This is a genomic window from Streptomyces sp. NPDC001204, assembly GCF_053598035.1.
Window position 1 is genome coordinate 336,086 of record NZ_JBSFJL010000002.1, and the last position, 25,787, is coordinate 361,872.

At 70.3% G+C, this 25,787-nt stretch carries 21 protein-coding genes and 2 tRNA genes; 14 read left to right on the plus strand and 9 right to left on the minus strand.

The window, feature by feature from the left end; genetic code table 11:
• Window positions 1-305 precede the first annotated feature (305 nt).
• The gene (locus ACWC91_RS04385) at window positions 306-752 is read left to right on the plus strand and encodes an NUDIX hydrolase (RefSeq protein ID WP_281155007.1); all 447 of its coding nucleotides are present in this window, start codon (window positions 306-308) and stop codon (window positions 750-752) included.
• A 136-nt stretch (window positions 753-888) separates the two neighbouring features.
• Here ACWC91_RS04385 and ACWC91_RS04390 read toward each other — a convergent pair whose 3' ends face one another.
• Window positions 889-1,950, minus strand: coding sequence for a hypothetical protein (locus tag ACWC91_RS04390; RefSeq protein ID WP_450639794.1), 1,062 nt, complete (start codon window positions 1,948-1,950; stop codon window positions 889-891).
• A 203-nt stretch (window positions 1,951-2,153) separates the two neighbouring features.
• Window positions 2,154-4,754 carry an aminopeptidase N gene (pepN, locus tag ACWC91_RS04395; protein ID WP_450639795.1) on the minus strand — a complete coding sequence of 867 codons (2,601 nt, stop codon included), beginning with the start codon at window positions 4,752-4,754 and terminating at the stop codon, window positions 2,154-2,156.
• A 135-nt stretch (window positions 4,755-4,889) separates the two neighbouring features.
• Here pepN and ACWC91_RS04400 point away from each other — a divergent pair, with 135 nt between their 5' ends.
• Window positions 4,890-5,564, plus strand: coding sequence for a mycothiol-dependent nitroreductase Rv2466c family protein (locus ACWC91_RS04400; protein ID WP_225075160.1), 675 nt, complete (start codon window positions 4,890-4,892; stop codon window positions 5,562-5,564).
• A 9-nt stretch (window positions 5,565-5,573) separates the two neighbouring features.
• Here ACWC91_RS04400 and ACWC91_RS04405 read toward each other — a convergent pair whose 3' ends face one another.
• Window positions 5,574-5,795, minus strand: coding sequence for a hypothetical protein (locus ACWC91_RS04405; protein WP_225075159.1), 222 nt, complete (start codon window positions 5,793-5,795; stop codon window positions 5,574-5,576).
• Between the two features lie 236 nt (window positions 5,796-6,031).
• Window positions 6,032-7,453, minus strand: coding sequence for an amino acid permease (locus tag ACWC91_RS04410; protein WP_225075158.1), 1,422 nt, complete (start codon window positions 7,451-7,453; stop codon window positions 6,032-6,034).
• A 409-nt stretch (window positions 7,454-7,862) separates the two neighbouring features.
• Between ACWC91_RS04410 and ACWC91_RS04415 the strand changes: the two genes are divergently transcribed.
• On the plus strand, window positions 7,863-8,444 hold the full coding sequence (locus ACWC91_RS04415) for a biotin transporter BioY (RefSeq protein ID WP_225075157.1): 582 nt from the start codon (window positions 7,863-7,865) through the stop codon (window positions 8,442-8,444).
• A 202-nt stretch (window positions 8,445-8,646) separates the two neighbouring features.
• Here ACWC91_RS04415 and ACWC91_RS04420 read toward each other — a convergent pair whose 3' ends face one another.
• A complete protein-coding gene (locus tag ACWC91_RS04420; RefSeq protein WP_281155004.1) occupies window positions 8,647-10,122 on the minus strand; it encodes an amino acid permease in 1,476 nt (491 codons plus the stop codon).
• 218 nt (window positions 10,123-10,340) lie between these two features.
• On the opposite strand from ACWC91_RS04420, the gene ACWC91_RS04425 reads away from it, so the two are divergent.
• Together ACWC91_RS04425 and ACWC91_RS04430 are read left to right on the plus strand one after the other, a co-directional pair.
• Entirely contained in the window at window positions 10,341-10,826 is a 486-nt protein-coding gene (locus ACWC91_RS04425; protein WP_225075155.1) for a ribose-5-phosphate isomerase, read from the plus strand.
• Window positions 10,827-10,997: 171 nt separating this feature from the next.
• A complete protein-coding gene (locus ACWC91_RS04430) occupies window positions 10,998-11,819 on the plus strand; it encodes an Fpg/Nei family DNA glycosylase (RefSeq protein WP_376501428.1) in 822 nt (273 codons plus the stop codon).
• 10 nt (window positions 11,820-11,829) lie between these two features.
• Here the strand turns inward: ACWC91_RS04430 and ACWC91_RS04435 are convergent, their stop codons facing one another.
• Window positions 11,830-13,071, minus strand: coding sequence for a GNAT family N-acetyltransferase (locus tag ACWC91_RS04435; RefSeq protein WP_450639798.1), 1,242 nt, complete (start codon window positions 13,069-13,071; stop codon window positions 11,830-11,832).
• A 162-nt stretch (window positions 13,072-13,233) separates the two neighbouring features.
• Between ACWC91_RS04435 and ACWC91_RS04440 the strand changes: the two genes are divergently transcribed.
• Together ACWC91_RS04440 and ACWC91_RS04445 are read left to right on the plus strand one after the other, a co-directional pair.
• Window positions 13,234-14,412, plus strand: a complete 1,179-nt coding sequence (locus tag ACWC91_RS04440) for a PP2C family protein-serine/threonine phosphatase (protein ID WP_225075152.1) — start codon at window positions 13,234-13,236, stop codon at window positions 14,410-14,412.
• A 42-nt stretch (window positions 14,413-14,454) separates the two neighbouring features.
• Entirely contained in the window at window positions 14,455-14,907 is a 453-nt protein-coding gene (locus ACWC91_RS04445) for an HD domain-containing protein (RefSeq protein WP_281155014.1), read from the plus strand.
• Here ACWC91_RS04445 and ACWC91_RS04450 read toward each other — a convergent pair.
• Window positions 14,897-16,081: an acyltransferase family protein gene (locus ACWC91_RS04450; protein ID WP_225075151.1), complete on the minus strand. Its 1,185-nt coding sequence runs from the start codon at window positions 16,079-16,081 to the stop codon at window positions 14,897-14,899. The genes ACWC91_RS04445 and ACWC91_RS04450 overlap by 11 nt on opposite strands.
• 487 nt (window positions 16,082-16,568) lie before the next feature.
• On the opposite strand from ACWC91_RS04450, the gene ACWC91_RS04455 reads away from it, so the two are divergent.
• Window positions 16,569-16,763 (plus strand): hypothetical protein, encoded by a 195-nt coding sequence (locus ACWC91_RS04455; RefSeq protein WP_225075150.1) that lies wholly within the window; start codon window positions 16,569-16,571, stop codon window positions 16,761-16,763.
• A gap of 116 nt (window positions 16,764-16,879) precedes the next feature.
• Here the strand turns inward: ACWC91_RS04455 and ACWC91_RS04460 are convergent.
• Window positions 16,880-16,950: transfer RNA gene (locus ACWC91_RS04460), tRNA-Gly, on the minus strand.
• 196 nt (window positions 16,951-17,146) lie between these two features.
• On the opposite strand from ACWC91_RS04460, the gene ACWC91_RS04465 reads away from it, so the two are divergent.
• The 5 genes from ACWC91_RS04465 to clpX all read left to right on the plus strand — a co-directional run bounded on the left by ACWC91_RS04465 (window position 17,147) and on the right by clpX (window position 21,903).
• Window positions 17,147-17,223, plus strand: a tRNA-Pro gene (locus ACWC91_RS04465).
• Between the two features lie 193 nt (window positions 17,224-17,416).
• On the plus strand, window positions 17,417-18,793 hold the full coding sequence (gene tig, locus ACWC91_RS04470) for a trigger factor (protein WP_225075149.1): 1,377 nt from the start codon (window positions 17,417-17,419) through the stop codon (window positions 18,791-18,793).
• 247 nt (window positions 18,794-19,040) lie between these two features.
• Window positions 19,041-19,646 carry an ATP-dependent Clp protease proteolytic subunit gene (locus ACWC91_RS04475; RefSeq protein WP_172633231.1) on the plus strand — a complete coding sequence of 202 codons (606 nt, stop codon included), beginning with the start codon at window positions 19,041-19,043 and terminating at the stop codon, window positions 19,644-19,646.
• A 130-nt stretch (window positions 19,647-19,776) separates the two neighbouring features.
• Window positions 19,777-20,457 (plus strand): ATP-dependent Clp protease proteolytic subunit, encoded by a 681-nt coding sequence (locus tag ACWC91_RS04480; protein ID WP_141360910.1) that lies wholly within the window; start codon window positions 19,777-19,779, stop codon window positions 20,455-20,457.
• A gap of 159 nt (window positions 20,458-20,616) precedes the next feature.
• Window positions 20,617-21,903 (plus strand): ATP-dependent Clp protease ATP-binding subunit ClpX, encoded by a 1,287-nt coding sequence (clpX, locus tag ACWC91_RS04485; RefSeq protein ID WP_225075148.1) that lies wholly within the window; start codon window positions 20,617-20,619, stop codon window positions 21,901-21,903.
• A gap of 90 nt (window positions 21,904-21,993) precedes the next feature.
• Here the strand turns inward: clpX and ACWC91_RS04490 are convergent, their stop codons facing one another.
• Window positions 21,994-22,965, minus strand: coding sequence for a hypothetical protein (locus ACWC91_RS04490; RefSeq protein WP_281155000.1), 972 nt, complete (start codon window positions 22,963-22,965; stop codon window positions 21,994-21,996).
• A 137-nt stretch (window positions 22,966-23,102) separates the two neighbouring features.
• Between ACWC91_RS04490 and ACWC91_RS04495 the strand changes: the two genes are divergently transcribed.
• Window positions 23,103-25,733 carry a valine--tRNA ligase gene (locus ACWC91_RS04495; protein ID WP_450639801.1) on the plus strand — a complete coding sequence of 877 codons (2,631 nt, stop codon included), beginning with the start codon at window positions 23,103-23,105 and terminating at the stop codon, window positions 25,731-25,733.
• The last annotated feature ends 54 nt before the right edge of the window (window positions 25,734-25,787 follow it).

Sequence of the window (25,787 nt, forward strand, 5' to 3'; positions counted from 1 at the left end):
CAGGTAAAGGAACCAAGCGAGGTGCGATCGGGGTCGATCGCGATCGTCCGGATTTCGGAGTCGGATGATCGCTCAGCTTTACCCAAAGGAAAGATGTTTGACGAGACTTGGTCCTGGCGAGATGGGAGCATGGCGTACTTCCGCCATGCGTCACGAAGGGCATAGCGGTCCAAACCGTGGCGCTTCCCTCAGTGCCACAGGAGGACAACCACTGCTGCCGGAACGGGCGTTCACTCGGCCGTGTGCTGGGCCCCGTCCTCGCCGATTCACGCCGGACAGCCCCGTTCCTGCCGTAACGTCCACCCATGAAAAAGGAGTTGAGGGTGGCGGCCTACGCCGTGTGTGTGCGGGACGGGCGGCTGCTGCTGGCCCGCTGGGTGGCGGGCGACGGCACCCGGCGGTGGACCCTGCCCGGCGGTGGCATGGAACACGGCGAGGACCCCTACGACACGGTGGTGCGCGAGGCCGAGGAGGAGACCGGCTACACCGTCGAACCGGTCGCCCTCCTGGGCCTGGACTCCGTCCGCCGCAACTACCCGCGCCCCCTGGGCGCCCAGGCCGACTTCCACGGCCTGCGCATCCTCTACGAGGGCCGTGTCACCGGCGGCGAACTGCGCCACGAGACGGGCGGCTCCACGGACCGGGCCGCCTGGCACCCCCTGGACGCGGTACCCGCACTGCGCCGCGTCGGCCTGGTCGACGTGGGCCTGCGCCTGTGGCACGACCGCCCACCTGCGGGGAACCCCGCCTGACGGCACCCGCCTGCCGCCCCGGCCGTCCGCGGCACCCGCCCGCACGTCCTGTGGTGTGCGAGGAGGGGCCGCCGGGACGTGGTCCGGCGGCCCCTCCTCTCCCCCTCCTGACGTGCCCCCGGCGGGCGCTCGGGCACTACCGGGGGAGCACCACCACGTGCGCGGCCGGTTCGCGTCCGATGGCCGCCATCAGGGCGGTGCGGACGACGGTCGCCTGCTGGTACAGGGACTCCCGCAGCTTCCGGGGGGTGAGGTGGACGACCGTGATGCCCAGCCGCTCCAGGTGCTCGCGCTTGCGGGCGTACTCGGAGCACAGGGTCTCGTCGGCCGGCCGGCCGCCCCGGCGGGGTGCGCGGGTGTCCAGCTCCAGCGCGACCGCCTGAACCGGCCAGTACGCGTCCACGCCGCCGAGACGGAGGCCGCCCGGCAACCGCAGGTCCACGTTCCAGACCGGGTCCGGCAGCCCGTGCTCACGCACCATCCGGTACAGCCGGTCCTCCGCGAGCGCCCGCCCCTCGGCCAGCAGCAGGCCCACCGCGTCCACCACGTGCGGCCGGTCCAGCAGCCCGGCCCCGGTCAGCTCGCGGACCACGGCGGACGGTTCGCAGTACCCGCCGCGCACCGCCTCCGTCAGCAGCCGCTGTACCGTGCCCGCGTCGGACAGACCGGCGACCGCGTCCGCCAGGGCGCGCGGCACCGGGGCCACCGGCAGACCCGTGACCGCCTCGGCGGCGGGCAGGCCGGCCGCCCGGACGATCCGAGCGCAGCCGGCCGAACGCAGCCGCCGGCCGCGCTCCACCAGGACGTCGATCTGCTCCAGGGCCGGCAGGCAGGGCGACGTGGCGAAGCCGTGCAGGGTGAGCGCCGCCAGACCGGTGACCATCACCTCCGCGTACACCGGACGGTGCGGATCCCCGGCGGTCGGCTGCGCCGGCACCCCGGCGGCCGTGCGCGGGAGCGGTCCGCGCGCCGCGTACAGGAGCACCGCGTGCAGCCGCTCCTCGCTGGTCGGTGGGCCCGGATGCAACAGGAACACGCCCGGCAGGAGTTGTTGCCAGGGTCCTTTGGCACGGCACCGCACGGCCGTCTCGGCCGCCGGTACTCCGTGCTCGCGCAGCTGAGCGGTGGTCAGGACCCGGCGGGGCGCCTCGGCTAGATGGTGCAGGGGGCGGGGGGAGAGCGGGGTTTCGTGGTTCATGTACGGCACGCTTCCCGCGCCGTGACCGGCCCTCAACCGGTGTTACACGCCCGTTGACAAACATGGACAAGCCCGCCCTGAAGGACGGTTGTTCGGATGCCGGAAACCCCTGGTCCCGTCGTGGGTGGACCAGGGGTTACGGCGAGCCGGGCACGCATCCTGTAACAGCTACGGCGTGCCCGACCCTTGGCCAGGACTACGGGTCAGCCGGCGGACGTTCCGGCCGCCGCGTCGCACGCCTGTCCACGCAGCGCCCGGGCCAGGTCGTCCCGGGCCTCCAGCACCAGGCGGCGCAGGGCGGGAGCGGCGCCCTCGTGCGCGGCGAGCCACGCGTCGGCCGCCTCCAGGGTCTCCGGCGAGTCCTGCAACGCCGGGAACAGCCCCCGTACGACGTCCATGCCGATCTGGATGGACCGCTCCGTCCACACCCGCTCGATCGCCTCGAAGTACCTCGGCGCGTACGGCGCGAGCAGCTCCCGCTGGGAGGCCTTCCCGAAGCCCGCGATGGTCGCCTCCACCAGCGCGTTCGACAACGCGTCCGAGTCGACCACCTGCTCCCAGGCCCGCGCCTTGACGGCGGCCGAGGGCCGCGCGGCCAGGCAGCGCACCTGGTGCCGCTTGCCGGAGGCGGTGTCGTCCCGGGCGAGTTCGGCGGTGAGCACCTTCTCGTCCGCCACCCCGTGCGCCGCCAGCGGCTCCAGGAACGCCCAGCGCAGCTCCTGGTCGACCTCCAGGCCGGCGATCTCCTGCGTGCCGTCCAGCAGGCCCTTCAGCAGCTCCAGGTCGTCCGGCGCCGAGGCCGCCGTGGCGAAGAAGCGCGCCCACGCGAGCTGGTGCTCACTGCCCGGCTCGGCCTGCCGCAGCTCGGCCAGCGCGCCCTCGGCCAGCGACCGCCCTCCGGTCTCCCGCCACTGCGGCGCCACGTAGTGCACCAGCGCGGACTCCGCCCAGGCGTGCAGCATCTGGAGCACGCCGATGTCGGTCTCACGGCCGGCGAAGCGCAGCACCAGGCCCACGAAGTCCCGCGCCGGCAGCAGCGCGTCCCGGGTCAGGTTCCACAGCGCCGACCAGCACAGCGCGCGGGCCAGCGGGTCGGTCAGGCCGCCCAGGTGCTCCCGCAGGGTCGCCAGCGAGGTCTCGTCGAAGCGGATCTTGCAGTAGGTCAGGTCGTCGTCGTTGACCAGCACCAGATCGGGCGCGTCCGCACCCGCCAGCTCGGACACCACCGTACGGGCGCCGGCCACGTCGGTCTCGGCGCGCGCGTATCGCTCCAGCGCCCCCACCTGGGACCGCTGGTACAGGCCCACCGCCACCCGGTGCGGGCGCAGCTCCGGGTGGCCCGCCGGGGCAATGACAGAGGCTTCCTGCACCACGGCCAGCTCCTCGATCCGGCCGTCGGCGCCCAGCACCACCTGCGGGGTCAGCGAGTTGACCCCGGCCGTCTGGAGCCACGACCGCGCCCACGCGCCCATGTCACGGCCGCTGGTCTCCTCCAGCACCGCGAGCAGGTCGCCCAGCCGGGTGTTGCCGTAGGCGTGCCGCTTGAAGTAGCGCCGCGCACCCTCCAGGAACGCGTCCTGGCCGACGTAGGCCACCAGCTGCTTGAGCACCGAGGCGCCCTTGGCGTAGGTGATGCCGTCGAAGTTCAGCTTGGCGTCCTGGAGGTCGCGGATGTCCGCGGTGACCGGGTGCGTGGAGGGCAGCTGGTCCGCGCGGTACGCCCAGGCCTTGCGGCGGTTGGCGAAGGTGATCCAGCCGTCCGTGAAGCGGGTCGCGCCGACCAGCGAGAACGAGCCCATGAAGTCGGCGAAGGACTCCTTCAGCCACAGGTCGTCCCACCACTCCATGGTGACGAGGTCGCCGAACCACATGTGCGCCATCTCGTGCAGGATCACATTGGCCCGGGCCTCGTAGGAGGCCTGCGTGACCTTCCCGCGGAAGATGTACTCCTCCCGGAAGGTGACCAGGCCCGGGTTCTCCATCGCGCCGAGGTTGTACTCGGGCACGAACGCCTGGTCGTACTTGCCGAACGGGTACGGGTAGTCGAAGTGGTCGTGGAAGAAGTCCAGGCCCTGCTTGGTGACCAGGAAGACGTCCTCGGCGTCGAAGTGCTTGGCGAGCCCCTTGCGACACAGCGCGCCCAGCGGGATCTCCAGCCGCGTACCGTCCTCGAACACCCGCTCGTAGGAGTCCGTCACCCGGTGGTACGGGCCCGCGACCACGCAGGTGATGTACGTCGAGATCGGCTTGGTCTCGGCGAACCGCCACACTCCGTCCTGCCGCTCACCGGCGCCGTTGCTCCACACCGGCCAGTCCTCGGGCGCCCGCACCTCGAAGCGGAACGGCGCCTTCAGATCGGGCTGCTCGAAGTTGGCGAAGACCCGGCGGGAGTCGGCGGGCTCGTACTGCGTGTAGAGGTAGACCTCGCCGTCCTCCGGGTCGACGAAGCGGTGCAGGCCCTCGCCGGTGCGCGAGTAGGCGCACTGCGCGTCCACGACGAGCTCGTTGTCGGCGGACAGGTCCTCCAGGAGGATCCGGGAGCCGTCGAAGACCTCGCTGGGGTCGAGGTCCCTGCCGTTGAGCGAGACGGCGGTGACGCTCGGCGCGAGCAGGTCCGCGAAGCTCGACGCGCCCGGCTCGTTGCAGCGGAACCGGATCGTCGTCACGGACCGGAACGTCCGCGGACCGTTCCCAGTGTCCTCGCCCACCGCGGACCGCACGTCCAGGGACACCTCGTACCCGTCGACGGACAGCAGGGCGGCCCGCTCCCGGGCCTCGTCGCGGGACAGATTCTCACCGGGCACAGGCGGCACTCCCTCGGATCGTTTCACGATGTGGACAGCACCGATCCTGCCATGCGGGTTTGCCGCGCGGCAGCCGGGAATGCCGTGCACGACCGTCGATGTTGGCAGTTCAACGACCCTTTACCGAGGAGAGCCATGTCCGAGACCGCCCCCGCCGCGACCCCGTCGTCCGGCAAGACTCCCGTCGACTTCTGGTTCGACCCGCTGTGCCCCTGGGCCTGGATGACGTCCCGGTGGGTGCTGGAAGTGGAGAAGGTGCGGGACATCGAGGTCCGCTGGCACATCATGAGCCTCGCGGTGCTCAACGAGCCGAGGCTGGACGAACTGCCCGAGGAATACCGGGAGCTGCTGACCACCAAGGCGTGGGGGCCGGTACGGGTGGTCACCGCGGCCTGGCAGAAGCACGGCCAGGACGTCCTCGGCCCGCTCTACACCGCGCTCGGCACCCGCTTCCACAACCGGGGCGAGGGCCCCACCCGCGAGGCCGTCGTCGCCGCGCTCGACGAGGTGGGCCTGCCCGCCGACCTGATCGACTACGCCGACCAGGAGGACTTCGAGTTCGACGCGGAACTGCGCGCCTCGCACAAGGAAGGCATCGAGAAGGTCGGCCAGGACGTCGGCACCCCGGTCATCGCGGTCCCCGGCCCGGACGGCGAGCAGATCGCCTTCTTCGGCCCGGTCGTCACCCCCACCCCCAAGGGCGAGCAGGCCGCCCGGCTCTGGGACGGCACCCTCGCGGTCGCCTCCGTCCCCGGCTTCTACGAGATCAAGCGCACCCGCACGGTGGGACCGGACTTCAGCAACCTGTGACCCGGCCGGTCAGCGGAAGCTCTCGGGGAGGCTGAAGCCCTTCGCCTGGGCCCAGCGGGGCTGGACCCACAGGCAGCGCCCCTTGGGGCCCTGGCTCTCGCACCGCCACCAGCCGTGGCCGTCCCGCACTCCGCGTGCCTCGTTGATGTGCTTCGCCTCGTCCGGGCCGACCTTGCCGAAGGGGTGCGGCTTCTTCTCGGGACAGTTGGGGCAGTGGATGTAGTCGGGCATGCGCGCCTCCGGTCCGGTCGTCGGATCGCTGTACGATTCGCCGGAATTGGGATCGTAAGGGCGCGAGTGCCGCGCCGCGAGCCCGGAACCGGTCCCGCCGCGGCGGCATCCGAACGCGGAACCCCCGCGAGACACGTTCTCGCGGGGGCTTCCTTCTTTACGCCTGCCGGGTGAAGGGCGAAGGGTGAGCAGGCGGTCACGAGGCCGGACGGTCCCGGACGGCGTTCCGGGACGCGTCAGCTCCGGGCGCGCCTGCGCTGCCGGATGTACCCGGCCGCCGCCAGGAACAGCGTCATGGCGCCCGTCGAGTACAGCTGCACCCGCGTGCCGGACTCGCCGGCCATCAGGGCGAAGACCGCCGCCATGCCGGCCAGGGCCACCCAGGTCAGCCACGGGAACGCCCACATCCGGACCACCAGCTTCTCCGGCGCCTCCTGCTCCAGCCTGCGGCGCAGCCGCAGTTGCGAGACGGCGATGAAGATCCAGACGACGAGGATCACCGCGCCGATCATGTTCAGCAGCCAGGGGAAGACGTCGTTGGGCCGCCAGTGGCTCAGCAGCACGCAGACGAAACCGAAGACGGAGCTGGCCAGCACGGCGATCCGCGGCACCCCGCCGGAGACCTTCGCCAGCGCCTTCGGGCCCTGACCGCGCTCGACCAGCGAGTACGCGATGCGCGAGGAGCCGTAGATGTTGGCGTTCATCGCGCTCAGCAGCGCGACCAGCACCACCACGTTCATCAGCTGACCGGCCCCCGGGATGCCGAGGTGGTCCAGCGCGGCGACGTACGGGCCCTTCGCGACGACCTCCTCGGAGTCCCAGGGGACGAGCGTGACGATCACCGCCATGGAGCCGACGTAGAACAGCGCGATGCGCCACATCGCCGTACGCACGGCGCTCGCCACGCCGCGGATCGGGTTCTCCGACTCGGCCGCCGCGATGGTGACCGTCTCCAGGCCGCCGTAGGCGAAGACCGAGGCGAGCAGGCCGATGACCAGGCCGTGGCCGCCGTGCGGCAGGAAGTCGGTGAGGTTCGAGGCACCCGGGGAGTCCGTGCCGGGCAGCACGCCCGCGACGGCCAGCACACCGAGGACCAGGAACAGGGCGATCGCGCCGACCTTCAGCGCGGCGAACCAGAACTCGAACTCGCCGAAGTTCTTCACCGCGGCCAGGTTCGTGCCGCAGAACACCACCATGAACAGGGCCACCCACACCCACTCCGGCGTGCCCGGCAGCCACCCGGTGACGATCTTCGCGGCGCCCATGCCCTCCAGGCCGACCGCGGTGCACAGCAGCACCCAGAACGACCAGCCCGCGGTGAAACCGGCCCATGGACCGAACGCCCGCTCGGCGTGCGCGGAGAACGAGCCCGACGACGGGTACGCGGCCGACATCTCGCCCAGCATCCGCATGACCAGCATCACGAGCGCGCCGGACAGGGCGTAGGCGACGACGATCGAGGGGCCGGCGGCGGCGATGCCCGCGCCGGAGCCGACGAAGAGGCCGGCGCCGATCACACCGCCGAGGGCGATCATCGACAGGTGGCGCTGCTTCAGGCCGTGGGACAGGGAGACGTCGTCCGCCCGAGAGGGCGCCGACGGGGATCCCCCCTGCTCCGGCGAAGCCGAGAGCTCGGGGGAGGTGGTGTCGCTTGGCATGGGGGAGGCTCGTCCGGTGGGGGGCAGTTGCGAAAACCCCCACAGTCTGGGCGGCCGCTCCGCCGCGACGGAGCGCCCGCTCACCATCCGGACGTGCTCTGTGCGCAGAGTGAGACGGTGATTACCCGCGCGAGGTGTCGCCACCGGTGTGCGGCGCGCGGCGCCGCCCTTGATCCAGCCACCGAGCGCCGTTTGGCGGGACCCTACAGTCGCCGTGCCCTCGGCCCGAGTGGCGGAAACCGCGCCACCTCAGTGACAGGCGTCACGTCCCGCAGGGTGTACGGCGTTTCCTTTGTGCGAAACCGACCAAGCGTCCGTTCCCCCCTTGTCGACCGCTGACGGTGATCGCCGCGCCGCCGCTGGGATAGCGTCACGCTGTCCCGAACTGCCCTCACTCCGCGGAGTCCCCATGAGTACCGCTGCCGCCACCCCCGCCCGTACCGGGGTCGTCCTCGCCGACCTGCTGCCCGCGTCCCGAGTCCGGGACGTGGCCCTCGTGGTGGGCGGCGCCGCGCTCACCGGACTCGCCGCCCAGATCTCGGTGCCCGTCCCGCACTCCCCGGTGCCGGTGACCGGTCAGACCTTCGCGGCGCTGCTCGTGGGCACCTCGCTGGGCGCCGGCCGCGGGTTCCTCGCCCTCGCGCTGTACGTGCTCGCGGGCGCGGCGGGCGTGCCGTGGTTCGCGGGCGGTGCCTCGGGCGCGGGCTCCGTCTCCTTCGGCTACGTCCTCGGCATGCTGCTCGCCGCCACCGTCGTGGGCGCCCTGGCCCGCCGCGGCGGTGACCGCAACGTCTGGCGCACCGCCGGCACGATGGTGCTGGGCCAGGCGATCATCTACGCGGTCGGCGTGCCCTACCTGGCCCTGGCCACCGGCATGTCCACGTCCGCCGCGCTCGCCGCGGGCCTCACGCCGTTCCTGATCGGCGACGTCCTCAAGGCCGCCCTGGCGATGGGCCTGCTGCCCACCGCCTGGAAGCTGGCCGGGAAGTGACCTTCCGCTTCGCGATGCCGTAGGTCCCGTTCCCGCCGGCTCCTGCGAAAGCCCGCCGGAATCCCGCGAATATCCCGCGGAAATCCCGCGAATCTTACGAAAGAGGCCCGCCGCGTCGCTCTGCGACGTTCCCCGGCGGGCCTCTTTCGCGTTCCGGACCGTCAGACCTGCCTGCGCCTGCCGGGCCCTGCCGCGACCGTCGTCAGCCGGCCGCGACCTTGTCCGTCTCCTCGGCGGCCGGGGCCGCGACCGCCGTACGGCCGCTCCCGAGCCTCTGCTTGACGAAGGAGATCACCAGCACGATCGCCGCGACCAGCAGCGACAGCAGCACGGTCTCGCGGCCGTCGTGCTCGGTGTCGGTCAGCATGTAGCCGAAGACGAAGACGATCAGCCCGGCCGCCGCCCACGTCAGATACGGGTACAGCCACATCTTCACGACCAGCTTCTCCGGCGCCTCCCGCTGGATGATCTTCCGCATCCGCAGCTGCGAGAAGCAGATCACCAGCCAGACGAACAGGGCGACCGCGCCGGAGGAGTTGACGAGGAAGAGGAACACGGAGTCCGGGAACCTGTAGTTGAAGAACACGGCCACGAAGCCGAACACGACCGACGAGACGATCGCGGCCATCGGCACACCGCGGCGGGTGGTTCGTGCGAACGCCTTCGGCGCGTCCCCGCGCTCGCCGAGCGAGAAGGCCATCCGGGAGGCGGTGTAGAGGCCGGAGTTGAGACAGGAAAGCACCGACGTCAGCACGATGAAGTTCATGATCTGACCGGCGTGCGGGATGCCGAGGGAGTCGAGGGCGGCCACGTAGGAGCCCTTCTCGGTGATCGCCTTGTCGTTCCAGGGGAGCAGGGCGACCACGACGAAGACGGAACCGAGGTAGAAGACGCCGATACGCCAGATGATGCTGTTGGTCGACTTGGTGACGGCGCGCTGCGGGTCCTCCGACTCGCCCGCCGCGAGGGTGGCGATCTCGCTGCCCATGAAGGAGAAGACGACGAGCAGTACACCGGTCAGGATGGCGCCGGGCCCGTTCGGCAGGAACCCGCCGTGGTCGGTGAGGTTGCCGAGCCCCGCCTTGTCGCTGTGCACGCCGGGCAGTACGCCGAAGACGGCCAGCCCGCCGACGACGATGAACGCGGCGATCGCCACGACCTTGATCCCGGCGAACCAGAACTCGAACTCGCCGTAGGAGCCGACGGAGACGAGGTTGGTGGCGGTCAGCACCACCATCACGATGAGGGCCCAGCCCCACTGGGGCACGGCCGGCACCCAGCCGGAGAGGATCTTGGCGCCCGCCGTCGCCTCCACGGCCAGCACGACGACCCAGAAGAACCAGTACAGCCAGCCGATGGAGAACCCGGCCCAGCCGCCGAGCGCCCGGTCGGCGTGCGCGGAGAAGGAACCGGAGGTGGGGTTGGCGGCGGACATCTCGCCGAGCATGCGCATCACGAGGACGACGAGCGTGCCGACGAGTGCGTAGGAGAGGAGGATGCCCGGTCCGGCGGTGGCGATGGCCGAGCTGGAACCGACGAAGAGACCGGCGCCGATGACACCGCCGATGGCGATCATCGACAGATGGCGGTTCTTGAGCCCGGCCTGGAGCCCCGAACCGGGGCCCTCGGGGTTCGTATGGCCGCTTCCGGTCTCCGAAAGGGTCGGCTGCGAAGTCATGGGGGGAATTCCTTTGCTCGGGTGGAGCACTGCCCCGTACGAGCGGTGTACGGGATGCTCCAGTGAAACGGAGGCATTGGAATCCGTGAACCTTCGAAATGTAATTGTTACTTGAGGTTTCTTTGAGCTTTGCAAGTTTAGCCACATTCTTCTTGCGGATGTGATAGTGCACGTGACCCGGCGCTGCCGCCCGCATTCCGCCATGTCACACTCGGACCATGCGCGTGTATCTCGGCTCCGACCATGCGGGCTTCGAACTCAAGAACCACCTCGTCGAGTGGCTCAAGGCGGCGGGCCACGATCCCGTCGACTGCGGACCGCACATCTACGACGCCCAGGACGACTACCCGCCCTTCTGCCTGCGCGCCGCGGAGCGCACGGCCGCGGACCCCGACTCCCTCGGCATCGTGATCGGCGGCTCCGGCAACGGCGAGCAGATCGCGGCGAACAAGGTCAAGGGCGTGCGCGCGGCCCTCGCCTGGAGCGACGAGACGGCCTCCCTCGGCCGCCAGCACAACAACGCGAACGTCGTCGCGGTGGGCGCGCGCATGCACACCACGGAGGAGGCGACGAAGTTCGTCGAGACCTTCCTCGGCACCCCGTTCTCCGGCGACGAGCGTCACATCCGCCGCATCGACATGCTCACGGCCTACGAATCGACGGGCGACCTTCCCCCGATTCCGCCCCACCACCCCCAGCAGTAACCGACGCACCACTCCACGGCACGGCGCCCTCAGGGGAGCCGTGCCGCCTCGTAACGCTGCCAGGGGTGCGCGGGGGGAAGCCCCGGCGAGGTCCGGGGCGGAGCCTCAGGGCCGGTGCCCCTCCACCCACCGAGTCGGGCGGGTGGGCGAAGAACCAAGAAGGGACACCCCGTGCCGGAGGGGCACACCATCCACCGCCTCGCACTGGACTACGCCGCCCGCTTCAAAGGCCGGCAGGCCCACGTCACCAGCCCCCAGGGCAAGTTCTCCACCTCCGCCACCCTCCTCACCGGAGCGGAGCTCACCCGCACGGAAGCCCACGGCAAGCACCTCTTCCTGCGCTTCCGCGACAGCGACTGGATCCACATCCACCTCGGCCTCTTCGGCAAGGTCGCCTTCGGCGACGCCCCCGCACCCCCGCCCACGGACACCGTCCGCCTGCGCCTCGCCAACGCCACCTCGTACGTCGACCTGCGCGGCCCCACCACCTGCGCCCTGATCACCGACGCCGAGAAGCAGGCCGTGCACGACCGCCTCGGCCCCGATCCCCTGCGCCCCGACGCCGACCCGGACCAGGCCTACGCCCGCATACGCCGCAGCCGTACGACCATCGCCGCCCTGCTGATGGACCAGAAGGTCGTCGCCGGCGTCGGCAACGTCTACCGCGCCGAGGTCCTCTTCCGGCACCGCGTCGACCCCTACCGCCCCGGCAGGGACCTCACCCCGGCGGAATGGGACGCCATCTGGGCCGACCTCGTCGCCCTCATGCGCGAGGGCGTCCGCAACAACCGCATCGACACCGTCCGCCCCGAGCACACCCCCGAGGCCATGGGCCGTCCGCCCCGCGTCGACGACCACGGCGGCGAGGTCTACGTCTACCGCCGTACCACCCTGCCCTGCCACATCTGCGGCACGGACATCCGCACCGCCGACCTCGCCGCCCGCAACCTCTTCTGGTGCCCCGCCTGCCAGCAGCCCGCGAAGGCGGGATGAGACGCCCGTCTCAGAATCCGTGCGGCAGCCACGGCGCCACCGCCGAGCCGAACGCCACCGACGCCTGGGACAGCACCCCCCGCCGCAGCTCCCGTACCCGCCCGGCCGCCGCCAGTCCGGACAGCGGCACGCCGCCGAGGTACGCCGCCCCCAACTCGCGTACGGACAAGGAGAGTTCCGCCGCGTCCGAGGTCCGCTCGCAGGACGCCCCCTTCGCGTCTCCGGTCAGCCGCCACCGCCCGGCGTTCCAGGGGCAGAACTCGTCCGCCACCTCCAACACCACGTCCACCGGCGTCTGGTAGGTCCGCGCGGCGAGCGCGGCGCCCACGTCCACGAGCCGTACGTACAGCACGTCCCGCAGCTGCGGCCGGCACCGCCGGATGTCGGACACCAGGTACTGCCAGGCGTCGTCGACCGGCCGCTCCCGCACGATCAGCGTCGAGGTCAGGTCGATGCCGAACAGGAAGCGCCACAGGGCCGCGTCGCTCTCCGGGTCCAGCGCGTCCAGGTCGTTCAGGAGCACCGTGCCCTCGTGCCCGCCGACGCCCCAGCCGGGCTTGACGCGATAGCGGGCGTACCCCGTGACCTCGCCCGCCCGCTCGGCGACCACGCACTGCAGCGGCGAGGCGCCGTCCCGTGCGCTCTCCGGGTCGAGCAGCGCCAGCCGCCCCCAGCCGGGCTGCCGGGCCGGCATCCCGGGCCGGCCGGGCACCAGCCGCGCGTACACCGCCTCGCAGTCGTCCAGCACGTCGGCGGGCGCCGCGTACCGCAGGCGTACGTCGTCCGTGCCGGCCGGGACCGTCAGACCGGCCCGGTCGGTGTCGATCTCGGCGCTGAGCTGGAAGGTCGCCGCGCCGTACCCGAAGCGGCCGTAGATCGCCGGCTCGGAGGCGGTCAGCACCGCCAGCGGCTCGCCCCAGGCACGCACGTCGTCCAGCTGCCGACGCATCATCGACGTCAGCACACCGCGCCGCCGGTGCGTGGCGGCCACGCTCACCATCGTGATGCCGGCCGCCGGCAGCGAGTCGCCGCCCGGCACGGTGATCCGGAAGCGGAACGCCCCCGCCGTGCCCACACACATGTCCCCGTCCCAGACACCCAGAGAACGGTCCGGCTCGGTGAGGGACTTCCAGGCCTCCCGCTCCTCGGCCGGCTCCGGGACCCCTCCGAAGGCGCGGATCAGGTTGTCGTACCAGCGGTCCCACTCGTCCCGCCGCAGCACCCTCGGCTCGGTCGCACGCTCAGTCGCCATGCGCCATGCCTACCAGCGCGCCACGGACCGGGCGAACGAATTTCGCCCAGGCGGCAGCGAGACGGCCGCCGGTGAAGTTCACTGTGAATCCGAGCCTCGGACGGGGGACAAGTGGGACCTCCCGTGCCAAGCGTCAGGTCCGATGGATAGGGTCCCCAACTAATGGCAGCAGGACGACAGCGGCGCGCGGAAGCCGAGACGTTCACGGCCCGGTTGAAGATGCAGTGGCACCGGGCCCGCGTCGGCGTGCGCCGAGCCGCCGTCGACTACTTCCGCGGGGACGGCTCGGACTGGATCGCGCTCGGCGGTCTGCTGCTGACCATCCCGCTGATCCTGGTGCTGACGCTCGCCAACTCGGTGTGGTTCTCCCCGGTCGCGCTGGTGCTGCCCATCGTCGCCGGCGGGCTGCTGCTGCGCCCGGCGAGCCTGCTCGGCCTGTACGCCGCTGCGGCCACGGCGCTGATCGTGGAGTCGGTGCGGCTCGGGCCGTACACCGAGGGCCCGTCCCGGGTGACCCCGGGCGTGGTGCTCGTGGTCGCCGCCTGCGGCTTCTTCGGGCTGCTCATCGCCCAGTTCCGCAGCCGGGTCGGCGTGCCCTGGCGGCGCGGCGGCACCATGCTGTTCGACCTGCGCGAACGCATCCGCGTCCAGAGCAAGCTGCCGCATTTGCCCGGAAGCTGGCACCACGAGATGGCGCTGCGCCCGGCCGGCGGCCAGTCCTTCTCCGGCGACTTCGTGGTCGCCGCCCGTACGAACGGCGGCCGCACCCTGGAGGTCGTCCTCACGGACGTCTCCGGCAAGGGCATGGACGCGGGGTCGCGGGCGCTGCTCCTGTCGGGCGCGTTCGGCGGTCTGCTCGGCAGCCTGCCCCCGCACGCGTTCCTGCCCGCCGCCAACGGCTACCTGCTGCGCCAGGACTGGGACGAGGGCTTCGCGACCTCCATCCATCTGGTGCTGGACCTGGACTCCGGCGACTACGAGCTGTACTCCGCGGGGCACCCGCCGGGCCTCCAGCTCAGCGCGGGCAGCGGCCGCTGGGAGGAGAAGGCCGCCGAGGGCCCGCTCCTCGGCGTGTACGACGGCGCCCAGTTCGACCCGGTCAAGGGCTCCCTGCGCGCCGGGGACGTCCTGATGCTGTTCACCGACGGCCTGGTGGAGACGTCCGACCGCGACATCGTCGAGGGCATCGACCGCCTCACCGGCGAGGCCGACCGCTATGTCGCCGGCGGCTTCCACGGCGCCGCCTGGCACCTGATCGAAGCGGTGGCGAAGGACGTCAACGACGACCGCGCCCTGCTCCTGATCTGCCGCGAGGGGCCCACGGCCCTGGCGGCACGCTGACACACTGGGCAGGTGACCGACACGCCCCGCACCCCGCGCACCATGTCCCTGGCCGAGGTCGAGACCGTCGCCAGGGCCGCTCACCAGGGGCAGACCGACAAGGCGGGCCGGCCCTACGCCGAGCACCTGCGGGCCGTCGCCGAGGGCGTACGGGTCCTGGGCGGCGACGGCGAGCAGATCGCGGCGGCCTGGCTGCACGACTCCGTGGAGGACGGCGCCCTGTCCGAGGGGTGGCTGCGCGAGGCCGCGCTGAGCCGCCGTACGAAGGACATCGTGCTGGCGGTCACCAAGCGGGCGGGGGAGGACCCGGAGGCGTACGCGCGGCGGATCCTCGCCACGCCCGGCGCGCTGCTGGTGAAGGAGGCGGACCTGGCGCACAACGCCGACCCGGTCCGCCTCGCGGTCCTCGACGAGGCCACCCGCACCCGGCTGACCGGGAAGTACGCACGGATGCGCGCACTTCTCGGGCTCCCGGACGGCCCTCTCAGGCGCTGACCGAGCCGGCCTTCTCCCACTGCGGCCACTGCGCCTCCCGGCGTTCGCGGGCCTGCTCGCCCGCGTCCTGCCGGAAGGCCCACTTCATCTCGGGCTCCATGACGCAGCGGAAGACCCGCCGCACGGGGCGCGTGCACAGCAGGGTGATGACCGTCGCCGCCACGACGGTGACGAGGATCTCGCCGAGCGGACGGTGCAGCCAGGCGTGGTCGAACCAGCCCTGGAAGCCGGCGCCCTTGATGACGAAGCCGTGCAGCAGGTAGCCGTACAGCGTGCCCGCGCCGAGCGCGGTGAACCACATCCGCCGGCCCGGCACCCAGGCGAAGAAGCAGGCGGTCAGCACCAGTGAGCAGCCGAACAGCGCCAGCGTCATCACCGGGCCGGCCCACCAGGGCGCGCCCAGATCCTGCGCGGCGTCACGGTGGTAGAACCAGGAGGAGTTCATCCGGGGCGCCGCCCACCAGGCGGTGACCAGCGCCGCCGCGAACACCGGCACCGCCGCGATCCGCACCGAACGGCGGCGCACCAGCCGGAAGTGCTCGGCCTTCATCGACAGCCCCAGCACGAAGAACGGCAGGAACTGCAGCACCCGCTGAAGGTCCAGGTCGTCGCCGATGGACGAGCCGGCCGACGCCAGCATGGCGATGACGAGCGCGAGCGGCAGCGGCCGGCGGACCAGTTTCCAGAGGGGTGCGGTCAGCCGCCAGATGAACAGGGCGCACAGGAACCAGGTCAGGTACCAGGGGTCGAGGAGGCTGATGTCCTGCTCGGGGCTGTGGCCGGCGTAGCGCTTGAAGAGGGAGAGGGCGGTCTCGAAGACGACGTACGGAACCGCGACACCGGTGATCAGCCGCTTGAGCCGGTCGGGCCGGGCGTCGAAACTGCGCGAGAAGTAGCCGGAGATGACGATGAAGGCCGGCATGTGGAAGGCGTACACGAACATGTACAGGCTTCGCAGGACGCGGCTGTCGTCCATGAGCGGCGCCCAGGAGTGACCCGCTGCCACCAGCACGATCGCCAGGTATTTGGCGTTGTCGAAGAACGCGTCGCGCTGTTTGGCCGGTCTTCCGTCCGACTCGCCCGATCGGCGCGGACTCGGTACCGCGGGGGCCGGCGACTGTGCAGGGGGGAGCGGCGTTCTGTTCTGACCGGGGGACGAGGCAGCGTGGAACATCTGAGGCACCCTAGTGTTGTCCGCGGGGTTCCGTGAAAGCGCCGACGTCATACGCCGGTTATTCGCTGCGGCTACCCCGTATTCGACGAAGTCGGCATGCCTTCAGGGTGATGGTCGACACATCTCATGTGCCCGTCGTGTGCGCAGTGGGACCCCCAATGTCCAGACTCATCCTGATGAGTTGGTGCGGGAGTTCACGTTCTGGGTGACGATTCGAATTCCTTGCGAACATAATGTGCAGGCGTGTAAAAGATCTCGCTGAATTCCCTGCGGAGGCGGTGCCGCGAACGGCGCCGAATTGCCTTACGGATCACGGTCGGAGAAGCGTCCCGCCCCAAGGGGCGCGATCCCGGGAGCGGACGGTTTGGCCGATGATGTGTCAGCCGCCGCATAGGGGGGCCGGGTTGGTGGCACGATGGTTCCAGCGGGGTGCGCGGGGCTGGCGTCCGCGGGCCGGGAGAGCGACCGACCGAGGGTGTGATCAGTTGTGGCCATTTCACTGTCAGTGGTGCTGATGTTGGCGATCATCCTGGTGGTGCTGCTCCGAGGGGGCTCCATCAAGGCGGGCCCGGCCATCGTCGCCGTACTCTTCGGCTTCTTCCTCGCCTCCACCGGCATGGCGCCGTCGATCAACCGCTTCCTGAACTCGATAGCGCACACGATCAACTCGATCAGCTTCTGACGAGCAGGTGACGCGCCGCTGACCCGGCGGGACGGGGCGCGAGCCGTCAGTGCGCGCGGAAACGATCAGGGCCAGGTCGGAGGAGACATCCTCCGACCTGGCCCTGAGCCGTACAGAGCGGGCGACGGGAATCGAACCCGCGTAGCCAGTTTGGAAGACTGGGGCTCTACCATTGAGCTACGCCCGCACACAAGGCGCCGCTGGTCTGCCGACCGCGGCACACAAGGCATCGTAGCGGGTCGTGCGCCGTGTACGCACACTCCGTTCCCGCGAGGTCCCCGCGAGCCACTGCCGTACCGCGTCCGCGCCCGGCGCGTTCCCGGTGGTCGTGGAATGCGGCGTCCGCACTGCCTGCGGGCATGTACCCTACCTGTCGCACCAGACGGGGTGTGGCGCAGCTTGGTAGCGCGTCCGCTTTGGGAGCGGAAGGCCGTGGGTTCAAATCCCGCCACCCCGACCATCCGCCGGCCGCCGGTCGGCGTCACCACACGTGATCGCCTTTGGGGGCGCGGAGTGGCTGCGGTTACTATGCAGACTGCGCGCCCGTGTGTCCGGTCCTGCTGGGCCTGCGAACTCCTCCGGGCGGGGCGAAATCCGCCGGACCTGTCTGGCCCCGGCAGAATCCAAGCAGTCAGCCACAAGGAGACCGAACCGTGAAGAGCGCCGTGGAGACCCTGAACCCGACCCGGGTTCGGCTCACTGTCGAGGTGCCCTTCGAGGAGCTCAAGGACAGCCTCGACGCGGCGTACAAGAAGATCAACCAGCAGGTCACGGTGAAGGGCTTCCGCAAGGGCAAGATCCCGGCCCGCGTCATCGACCAGCGGTTCGGCCGCGGTGCGGTTCTGGAGGAGGCCGTCAACGACGCGCTGCCGAAGTTCTACACCGAGGCGGTCAACGAGGCGGAGCTGAGCCCGCTGGGCCAGCCCGAGGTCGACATCACGGAGCTGAAGGACGGCGAGACGCTGAACTTCACCGCCGAGGTCGACGTCCGCCCGGCCGTCGAGATCCCGGACTACTCCGGCATCGAGGTCGAGGTCGACGCCGTCGAGGTCACCGACGAGGACGTCGACAAGGCCGTCGAGCAGCTGCGCGAGCGCTTCGCCTCGACGAGCCCGGTCGAGCGCGCCGCCGAGGACGGCGACGTGGTCACCATCGACCTGGAGGCCAAGGTCGACGGCGAGGTCCTCGAGGACGGCGTGGCCAACGGCGTCTCCTACACCATCGGCTCCGGCGAGCTGCTGGACGGCATCGACGACGCCGTGAAGGGCCTGGAGGCCGGTGGCGAGGCCACCTTCACCTCCGAGCTCAAGGGCGGCTCCGCGGCCGGCAAGGAGGCCGAGGTCACCGTCAAGGTCACCCAGGTCGCCGCGCGCGAACTGCCTGAGCTGGACGACGACTTCGCGCAGCTCGCCTCGGAGTTCGACACCCTCGAGGAGCTGCGCGCGGACAGCCGCAAGCGCCTGGAGAACATGAAGCAGTACGACCAGGCCACGCAGGCCCAGGAGCGCGTCCTGGACAAGCTGCTCGAGCTGGTCGAGGTCCCGGTCCCCGAGAAGCTGCTCGAGGACGAGATCAACACCCGCAAGCACAACCTGGAGCACCACCAGCTCGGCCAGATGGGCCTCACCCTCGACAAGTACCTGGAGATCCAGGGCAAGACCGCCGAGGAGTTCGAGACCGAGACCCGCGACGCCGCGGTCAAGGGCATCAAGACCCAGTTCGTCCTCGACGAGCTGGTCAAGACGGAGAAGCTCAACGTCAACCAGGAGGAGCTCACCGAGCACCTCATGCGGCGCGCCGCCTCCTCCGGCATGTCCCCCGACCAGTTCGCCCAGGCGGTCGTCGAGCAGAACCAGGTTCCGCTGCTGGTCGGCGAGGTCGCCCGCGGCAAGGCCCTGGCCGTCGTGGTCGAGGCCGCGACCGTGAAGGACACCAACGGCGAGATCGTCGACCTGGACGACGAGGAGGACGAGGCGGAGACCGCCGACGCCGCCGCCGAGGGCGAGGGCGAGGAGAAGGCCGAGGCCTGATCCGTACGGCATACGGATGCGCGCGGAGGGCGGGCCCCGGGTACGTTGGTGACCTGGGGCCCGTTCGCTTTTCCGGAGGCCGCGCGCTACGCCCCCGGCGAACACTCCCCTCAGCGGGATTCGCCGAAGGGAGCCGCGCGTTAGGGTCCATGAGTACGGGGGCAGGGGAGTCCCCAGCCCCTGGCAGGAACACGTGAGACGGCCCGGCGCCGTCGTAAGACGAGCAGGTGGATACGTGACGAATCTGATGCCCTCCGCCGCCGGCGAGCCTTCCATCGGTGGTGGCCTCGGCGACCAGGTCTACAACCGGCTGCTCAACGAGCGGATCATCTTCCTCGGCCAGCCGGTCGACGACGACATCGCGAACAAGATCACCGCACAGCTGCTGCTCCTTGCCGCGGACCCGGACAAGGACATCTACCTGTACATCAACAGCCCCGGCGGCTCGATCACGGCCGGCATGGCGATCTACGACACCATGCAGTACATCAAGAACGACGTGGTGACCATCGCCATGGGCCTCGCGGCCTCGATGGGCCAGTTCCTGCTCAGCGCGGGCACCCCCGGCAAGCGCTTCGCGCTGCCGAACGCCGAGATCCTGATCCACCAGCCCTCCGCCGGTCTGGCCGGCTCGGCCTCGGACATCAAGATTCACGCCGAGCGGCTGCTGCACACCAAGAAGCGCATGGCCGAGCTGACCTCCTTCCACACCGGCCAGTCCGTCGAGCAGATCACCCGCGACTCCGACCGCGACCGCTGGTTCGACGCCCACGAGGCCAAGGAGTACGGCCTCATCGACGACGTCATCACCTCGGCCGCCGGCATGCCGGGCGGCGGTGGCACCGGGGCCTGAGCCGCTCCCACGGGGTCCAGGAGGCCCCCTGAGCCGCTCCCGCGGAGTTCCCGGCCCCGTGCGGGTGTCCGAACCTCCGCGCAGCCCAGCCAGCCCCAGCCGACCGCCCAGCCCTTTTCCAGGAGACACCGTGAACGACTTCCCCGGCAGTGGCCTCTACGACCGTACGCGTGCCGAGTACACCGGCCCCACGGCCGAGTCCCGCTATGTCATCCCGCGCTTCGTGGAACGCACCTCCCAGGGCATCCGCGAGTACGACCCGTACGCGAAGCTCTTCGAGGAGCGCGTGATCTTCCTCGGCGTCCAGATCGACGACGCCTCCGCCAACGACGTCATGGCGCAGCTGCTGTGCCTGGAGTCGATGGACCCCGACCGGGACATCTCGGTCTACATCAACAGCCCCGGCGGTTCCTTCACGGCGCTGACCGCCATTTACGACACCATGCAGTTCGTGAAGCCCGACATCCAGACCGTGTGCATGGGCCAGGCCGCCTCGGCCGCCGCCATCCTGCTGGCCGCGGGCACGCCGGGCAAGCGCATGGCGCTGCCCAACGCCCGGGTGCTGATCCACCAGCCGTACAGCGAGACCGGTCGCGGTCAGGTCTCCGACCTGGAGATCGCCGCCAACGAGATCCTCCGGATGCGTTCGCAGCTGGAGGAGATGCTGGCCAAGCACTCCAGCACACCGATCGAGAAGATCCGTGAGGACATCGAGCGCGACAAGATCCTCACGGCCGAGGAGGCTCTGTCGTACGGGCTGATCGACCAGATCATCTCGACCCGGAAGATGAACAACGCGTCCGTCCGCTGACGGGAGGCAGTATCGTCTGCCACTCCTTGGCACGGTGCACGTCAAAGCGAACCGTGCCAAGGGGGGCCCGAACGAGGGGCCCGGCAAGGTACCGTCGACATAAGGCAGCACCAGGAGCCGCTGGACGTAGGCGTCTCCCAGGCGAAGGGGAAGCACACCGTGGCACGCATCGGTGACGGCGGCGATCTGCTCAAGTGCTCGTTCTGCGGCAAGAGCCAGAAGCAGGTCAAGAAGCTCATCGCAGGGCCCGGTGTGTACATCTGCGACGAGTGCATCGATCTCTGCAACGAGATCATCGAGGAGGAACTCGCGGAGACCAGCGAGGTGCGCTGGGAGGAACTGCCCAAGCCCCGCGAGATCTACGAGTTCCTGGACGGGTACGTCGTCGGCCAGGAGGCCGCGAAGAAAGCCCTGTCCGTCGCGGTGTACAACCACTACAAGCGCGTCCAGGCCGGCGAGAACGGCGGCGCGCAGGGCCGTGACGACGGCATCGAGCTCGCCAAGTCCAACATCCTTCTGCTGGGCCCCACGGGCTCCGGCAAGACCCTGCTGGCCCAGACGCTGGCCCGCATGCTGAACGTCCCGTTCGCCATCGCCGACGCCACGGCGCTGACGGAGGCGGGGTACGTAGGCGAGGACGTCGAGAACATCCTGCTGAAGCTGATCCAGGCGGCCGACTACGACGTCAAGAAGGCCGAGACCGGGATCATCTACATCGACGAGATCGACAAGGTCGCGCGGAAGAGTGAAAACCCGTCCATCACGCGGGATGTGTCGGGCGAGGGCGTCCAGCAGGCCCTGCTGAAGATCCTCGAGGGGACCACGGCCTCGGTTCCGCCCCAGGGCGGCCGCAAGCACCCCCACCAGGAGTTCATCCAGATCGACACGACGAACGTCCTGTTCATCGTGGGTGGCGCCTTCGCGGGCCTGGAGAAGATCATCGAGGGCCGGGCGGGCGCCAAGGGCATCGGCTTCGGCGCGACGATCCGTTCCAAGCGGGAGCTGGAGACCAAGGACCAGTTCGAGGACGTCATGCCCGAGGACCTGGTCAAGTTCGGCATGATCCCGGAGTTCATCGGCCGCCTGCCGGTGATCACCTCGGTCCACAACCTGGACCGCGAGGCGCTCCTGAAGATCCTGGTCGAGCCGCGCAACGCCCTGGTCAAGCAGTACCAGCGCCTGTTCGAACTCGACGGCGTGGAGCTGGACTTCGAGCGCGAGGCCCTGGAGGCCATCGCCGACCAGGCCATCCTCCGCCAGACCGGCGCCCGCGGCCTGCGCGCCATCATGGAGGAGGTGCTCCAGGGCGTGATGTACGAGGTCCCGTCCCGCAAGGACGTGGCCCGCGTGGTCATCACGGCCGACGTCGTCCTCTCCAACGTCAACCCGACCCTGATCCCCCGCGATTCGCGCGGCCGCGGTCCGGGCGAGCAGAAGACGGCGTAACCGCCGCGCGGGAACGAGGAATCCGCACGAACGAGGAAGGGGCCCCGGTCGACCGACCAGGGCCCCTTCCTCGTCTGCCGGGTGCCGGCGTCAGGCCTTGACGCGCACGTCCTTGCGGAGCTTGGCCGTGGTCTCGGCGGCGTCCTCGGGGGTGCTCGCCTTGCCGGTCATGGCGGATGCGATGTCGACCGGCATCACCAGTCCGAGGGTGCTGTGGTCACCCCAGATGCAGACCGGCATCGTCATGTCCTTGGGGGCGCCGGCCGTACCGCCCGACGAGCCCAGGTCGACCTTGATCTCCTGGCACTTGAGGACGGCGCCGTCGAGGCCGCTCGGGCTGTACGCCTTCGGGCTGCCGAGGAGCTCTCCGCCGTCGCTCTTCTCCTTCTCGGCGTTCTTCTTCATGTCCGCGAACATGTTGTCGACGGCCTTCTCGGGGTCGTCGATGGTGCCGTAGACGCCGCCGAAGCTGATCTGCTTCATGGCGAGCGGGTTGCTCTTGTCCCCGGACTGGTAATTGGCGCTGACGTCCTTCGGGCTCTTCACACCCCAGCTCTCGGCGTCCTTCAGGTCCGACTTGGACATGCCGTCGTTCCCGGAGTCCTCGGCCTTCTTGTACTGGCCGTCGAGAACCGCCGCGGGCGTGATCAGCTTGTGCGGGCCGTCGTCCGCGACGCTGGAGCCGCCGCCCCCGCCGATCAGGCCGATCGCGAAGAACGCGCCCACCGCGATCACCGCGACGACCGCCACCGCGCCGATGATCAGGCCCGTCTTCTTGCCGCCGCCACCGGGGGCCGGAGGCTGCGGGGCGGCGCCGTAGGGAGGCTGGCCGTACGGGGGCTGCTGGCCGTAGGGGTTCGGCTGGGGCGGGACGCCCGGGGCGGCGGGCTGCTGCGGGTAGCCGTAACCGGGCTGCGGCTGGGCGGGAGGGGCCTGCTGGGGGTAGCCGTAGCCGGGCTGGGGCGGTCCCTGCGGCGGCTGCTGGCCGTAGGGACCAGGCTGGCCGTACGGCCCCGGCTGCTGGGGCTGCGCGCCGTACGGGCCCGGCTGGTTGTTGCTCATTTCCTGGGTTCCCCTCCCGATGCTTATGTGTCCCTGACATCCTGGCCCAGGTACGGCGATGCCATGTCATCAGGGTCGCCACCGTTACGAAACAAATGCGGTTCGGGACAGCGCCGTGACGCCTCTAAACTGGCCCCGTGACCGACAACGCTCAGCAGCAGACATCAGCGCCCGACACCGAACTGCCGACCCAGTACGCGCCGGCCGACGTAGAGGGGCCGCTGTACGAGCGCTGGGTAGAGCGGGGTTACTTCGAGGCGGACGAGAAGAGCGACAAGCCGCCGTTCACCGTCGTCATCCCGCCGCCGAACGTCACGGGCTCGCTCCACCTGGGGCACGCCTTCGAGCACACGCTCATCGACGCCCTCACGCGCCGCAAGCGCATGCAGGGATACGAGACGCTGTGGCAGCCCGGCATGGACCACGCCGGCATCGCCACCCAGAACGTCGTCGAGCGCGAACTCGGCAAGGAGGGCAAGTCCCGGCACGACCTCGGCCGCGAGGCCTTCGTCGAGCGTGTCTGGCAGTGGAAGAACGAGTCCGGCGGCCAGATCTCCGGCCAGATGCGCCGCCTCGGCGACGGCGTCGCCTGGTCGCGCGAGCGCTTCACCATGGACGAAGGGCTGTCGCAGGCCGTTCAGACCATCTTCAAGCGGCTCTACGACGACGAACTCATCTACCGCGCCGAGCGCATCATCAACTGGTGCCCCCGGTGCCTGACCGCCATCTCCGACATCGAGGTCGAGTACCAGGACGACGACGGCGAGCTGGTCTCGATGAAGTACGGCGAGGGGGACGACACCATCGTCGTCGCCACCACCCGTGCCGAGACCATGCTCGGTGACACCGCCGTCGCCGTTCACCCCGACGACGATCGCTACCGCCACCTCGTCGGCAAGCTCATCAAGCTGCCGCTCACCGACCGTTCCATCCCGGTCGTCGCGGACGAGCACGTCGACCCCGAGTTCGGCACCGGCGCCGTCAAGGTCACCCCGGCCCACGACCCGAACGACTTCGAGATCGGCCGACGCCACGACCTGCCCGCCATCACCGTGATGGACGAGCACGCCGTCATCACCGTCCACGGCCCCTTCCAGGGCCTGGACCGCTTCGAGGCCCGCTCCGCCATCGTCGGGGCGCTGCGCGCCGAGGGCCGGATCGTCGCCGAGAAGCGCCCGTACGTCCACTCCGTCGGCCACTGCTCGCGCTGCAAGACCACCGTCGAGCCGCGCCTGTCCATGCAGTGGTGGGTCAAGGTCGGCCCGCTGGCGCAGGCCGCCGGCGACGCCGTCCGGGACGGCCGCGTCAAGATCCATCCGCAGGAGATGGAGAAGCGGTACTTCGACTGGGTCGACAACCTCCACGACTGGTGCATCTCGCGGCAGTTGTGGTGGGGCCACCGGATCCCCGTCTGGTACGGGCCGGGCGGCGAGGTCGTCTGCGTCGGACCCGACGAGCAGCCGCCCGGCACCGAGGCCGAGGGCTGGAAGCAGGACACCGACGTCCTCGACACCTGGTTCTCCTCCGGCCTGTGGCCGTTCTCCACCCTCGGCTGGCCCGAGCGGACCGAGAGCCTCGCGAAGTTCTACCCGAACTCCGTCCTGGTCACCGGCTACGACATCCTCTTCTTCTGGGTCGCCCGGATGATGATGTTCGGCCTGTACGCGATGGACGGCACCCCGCCGTTCCACACCGTCGCCCTGCACGGCATGGTCCGCGACCAGTTCGGCAAGAAGATGTCGAAGTCCTTCGGCAACGCGGTCAACCCGCTGGACTGGATGGACAAGTACGGCTCCGACGCCCTCCGGTTCACCCTGGCCCGCGGCGCCAACCCCGGTGTCGACGTGCCGATCGGCGAGGACTGGGTCCAGGGCTCGCGCAACTTCGCCAACAAGATCTGGAACGCCACCCGTTTCGCGCTGATGAACGGCGCGACGGTGGACGGACCGCTGCCGGACGCCTCGAAGATGTCGGCGACCGACCGCTGGATCCTGTCCCGGCTGAACTCGGTCGTCGCCGAAGTCGACGCGTACTACGAGGACTTCCAGTTCGCCAAGCTGTCGGACGCCCTGTTCCACTTCGCGTGGGACGAGGTCTTCGACTGGTACGTCGAGCTGTCCAAGACGACGTTCCAGGCGGGCGGCGAGCCGGCCGAGGTCTCCAAGCGCGTCCTGGGCGAGGTCCTGGACGTCACGCTGAAGCTGCTGCACCCGGTGGTCCCGTTCGTCACGGAGACGCTGTGGACGACGCTGACGGGCGGCGAGTCCGTCGTCATCGCCGAGTGGCCCACCGACAGCGGCTTCCGCGACGCGGCCGCCGAGCGGGAGATCGAGACCCTCCAGTCCGTGATCACCGAGGTGCGCCGGTTCCGCGCCGACCAGGGGCTCCAGCCGGGCCAGCGCGTCCCGGCCCGCCTGGTCCTGGACGGTACGGCGCTGACCACGCACGAGCCGGCCATCCGGCAGCTGCTGCGGCTCCAGCCGGAGGGCGACGGATTCACCGCCACGGCGACGCTGCCGGTCGCGGGTGTCGAGGTGGCGCTGGACCTGTCCGGCGCGATCGACGTCGCCGCCGAGCGCAAGCGGCTGGCGAAGGATCTGGCGGCCGCGGAGAAGGAGAAGGCCCAGGCGAACGGCAAGCTCGGCAACGAGGCGTTCCTGGCGAAGGCGCCGGACCACGTGGTCGAGAAGATCCGTACGCGGCTGGCCAAGGCCGAGGAGGACATCACACGGATCGCGGCGCAGCTGGAGCGGCTGCCGCAGGGCTAGCGCCCGGCCCGCGGACGGACGGGTCCACGCGGAGGTGACGAAGGCCCTCGGAAT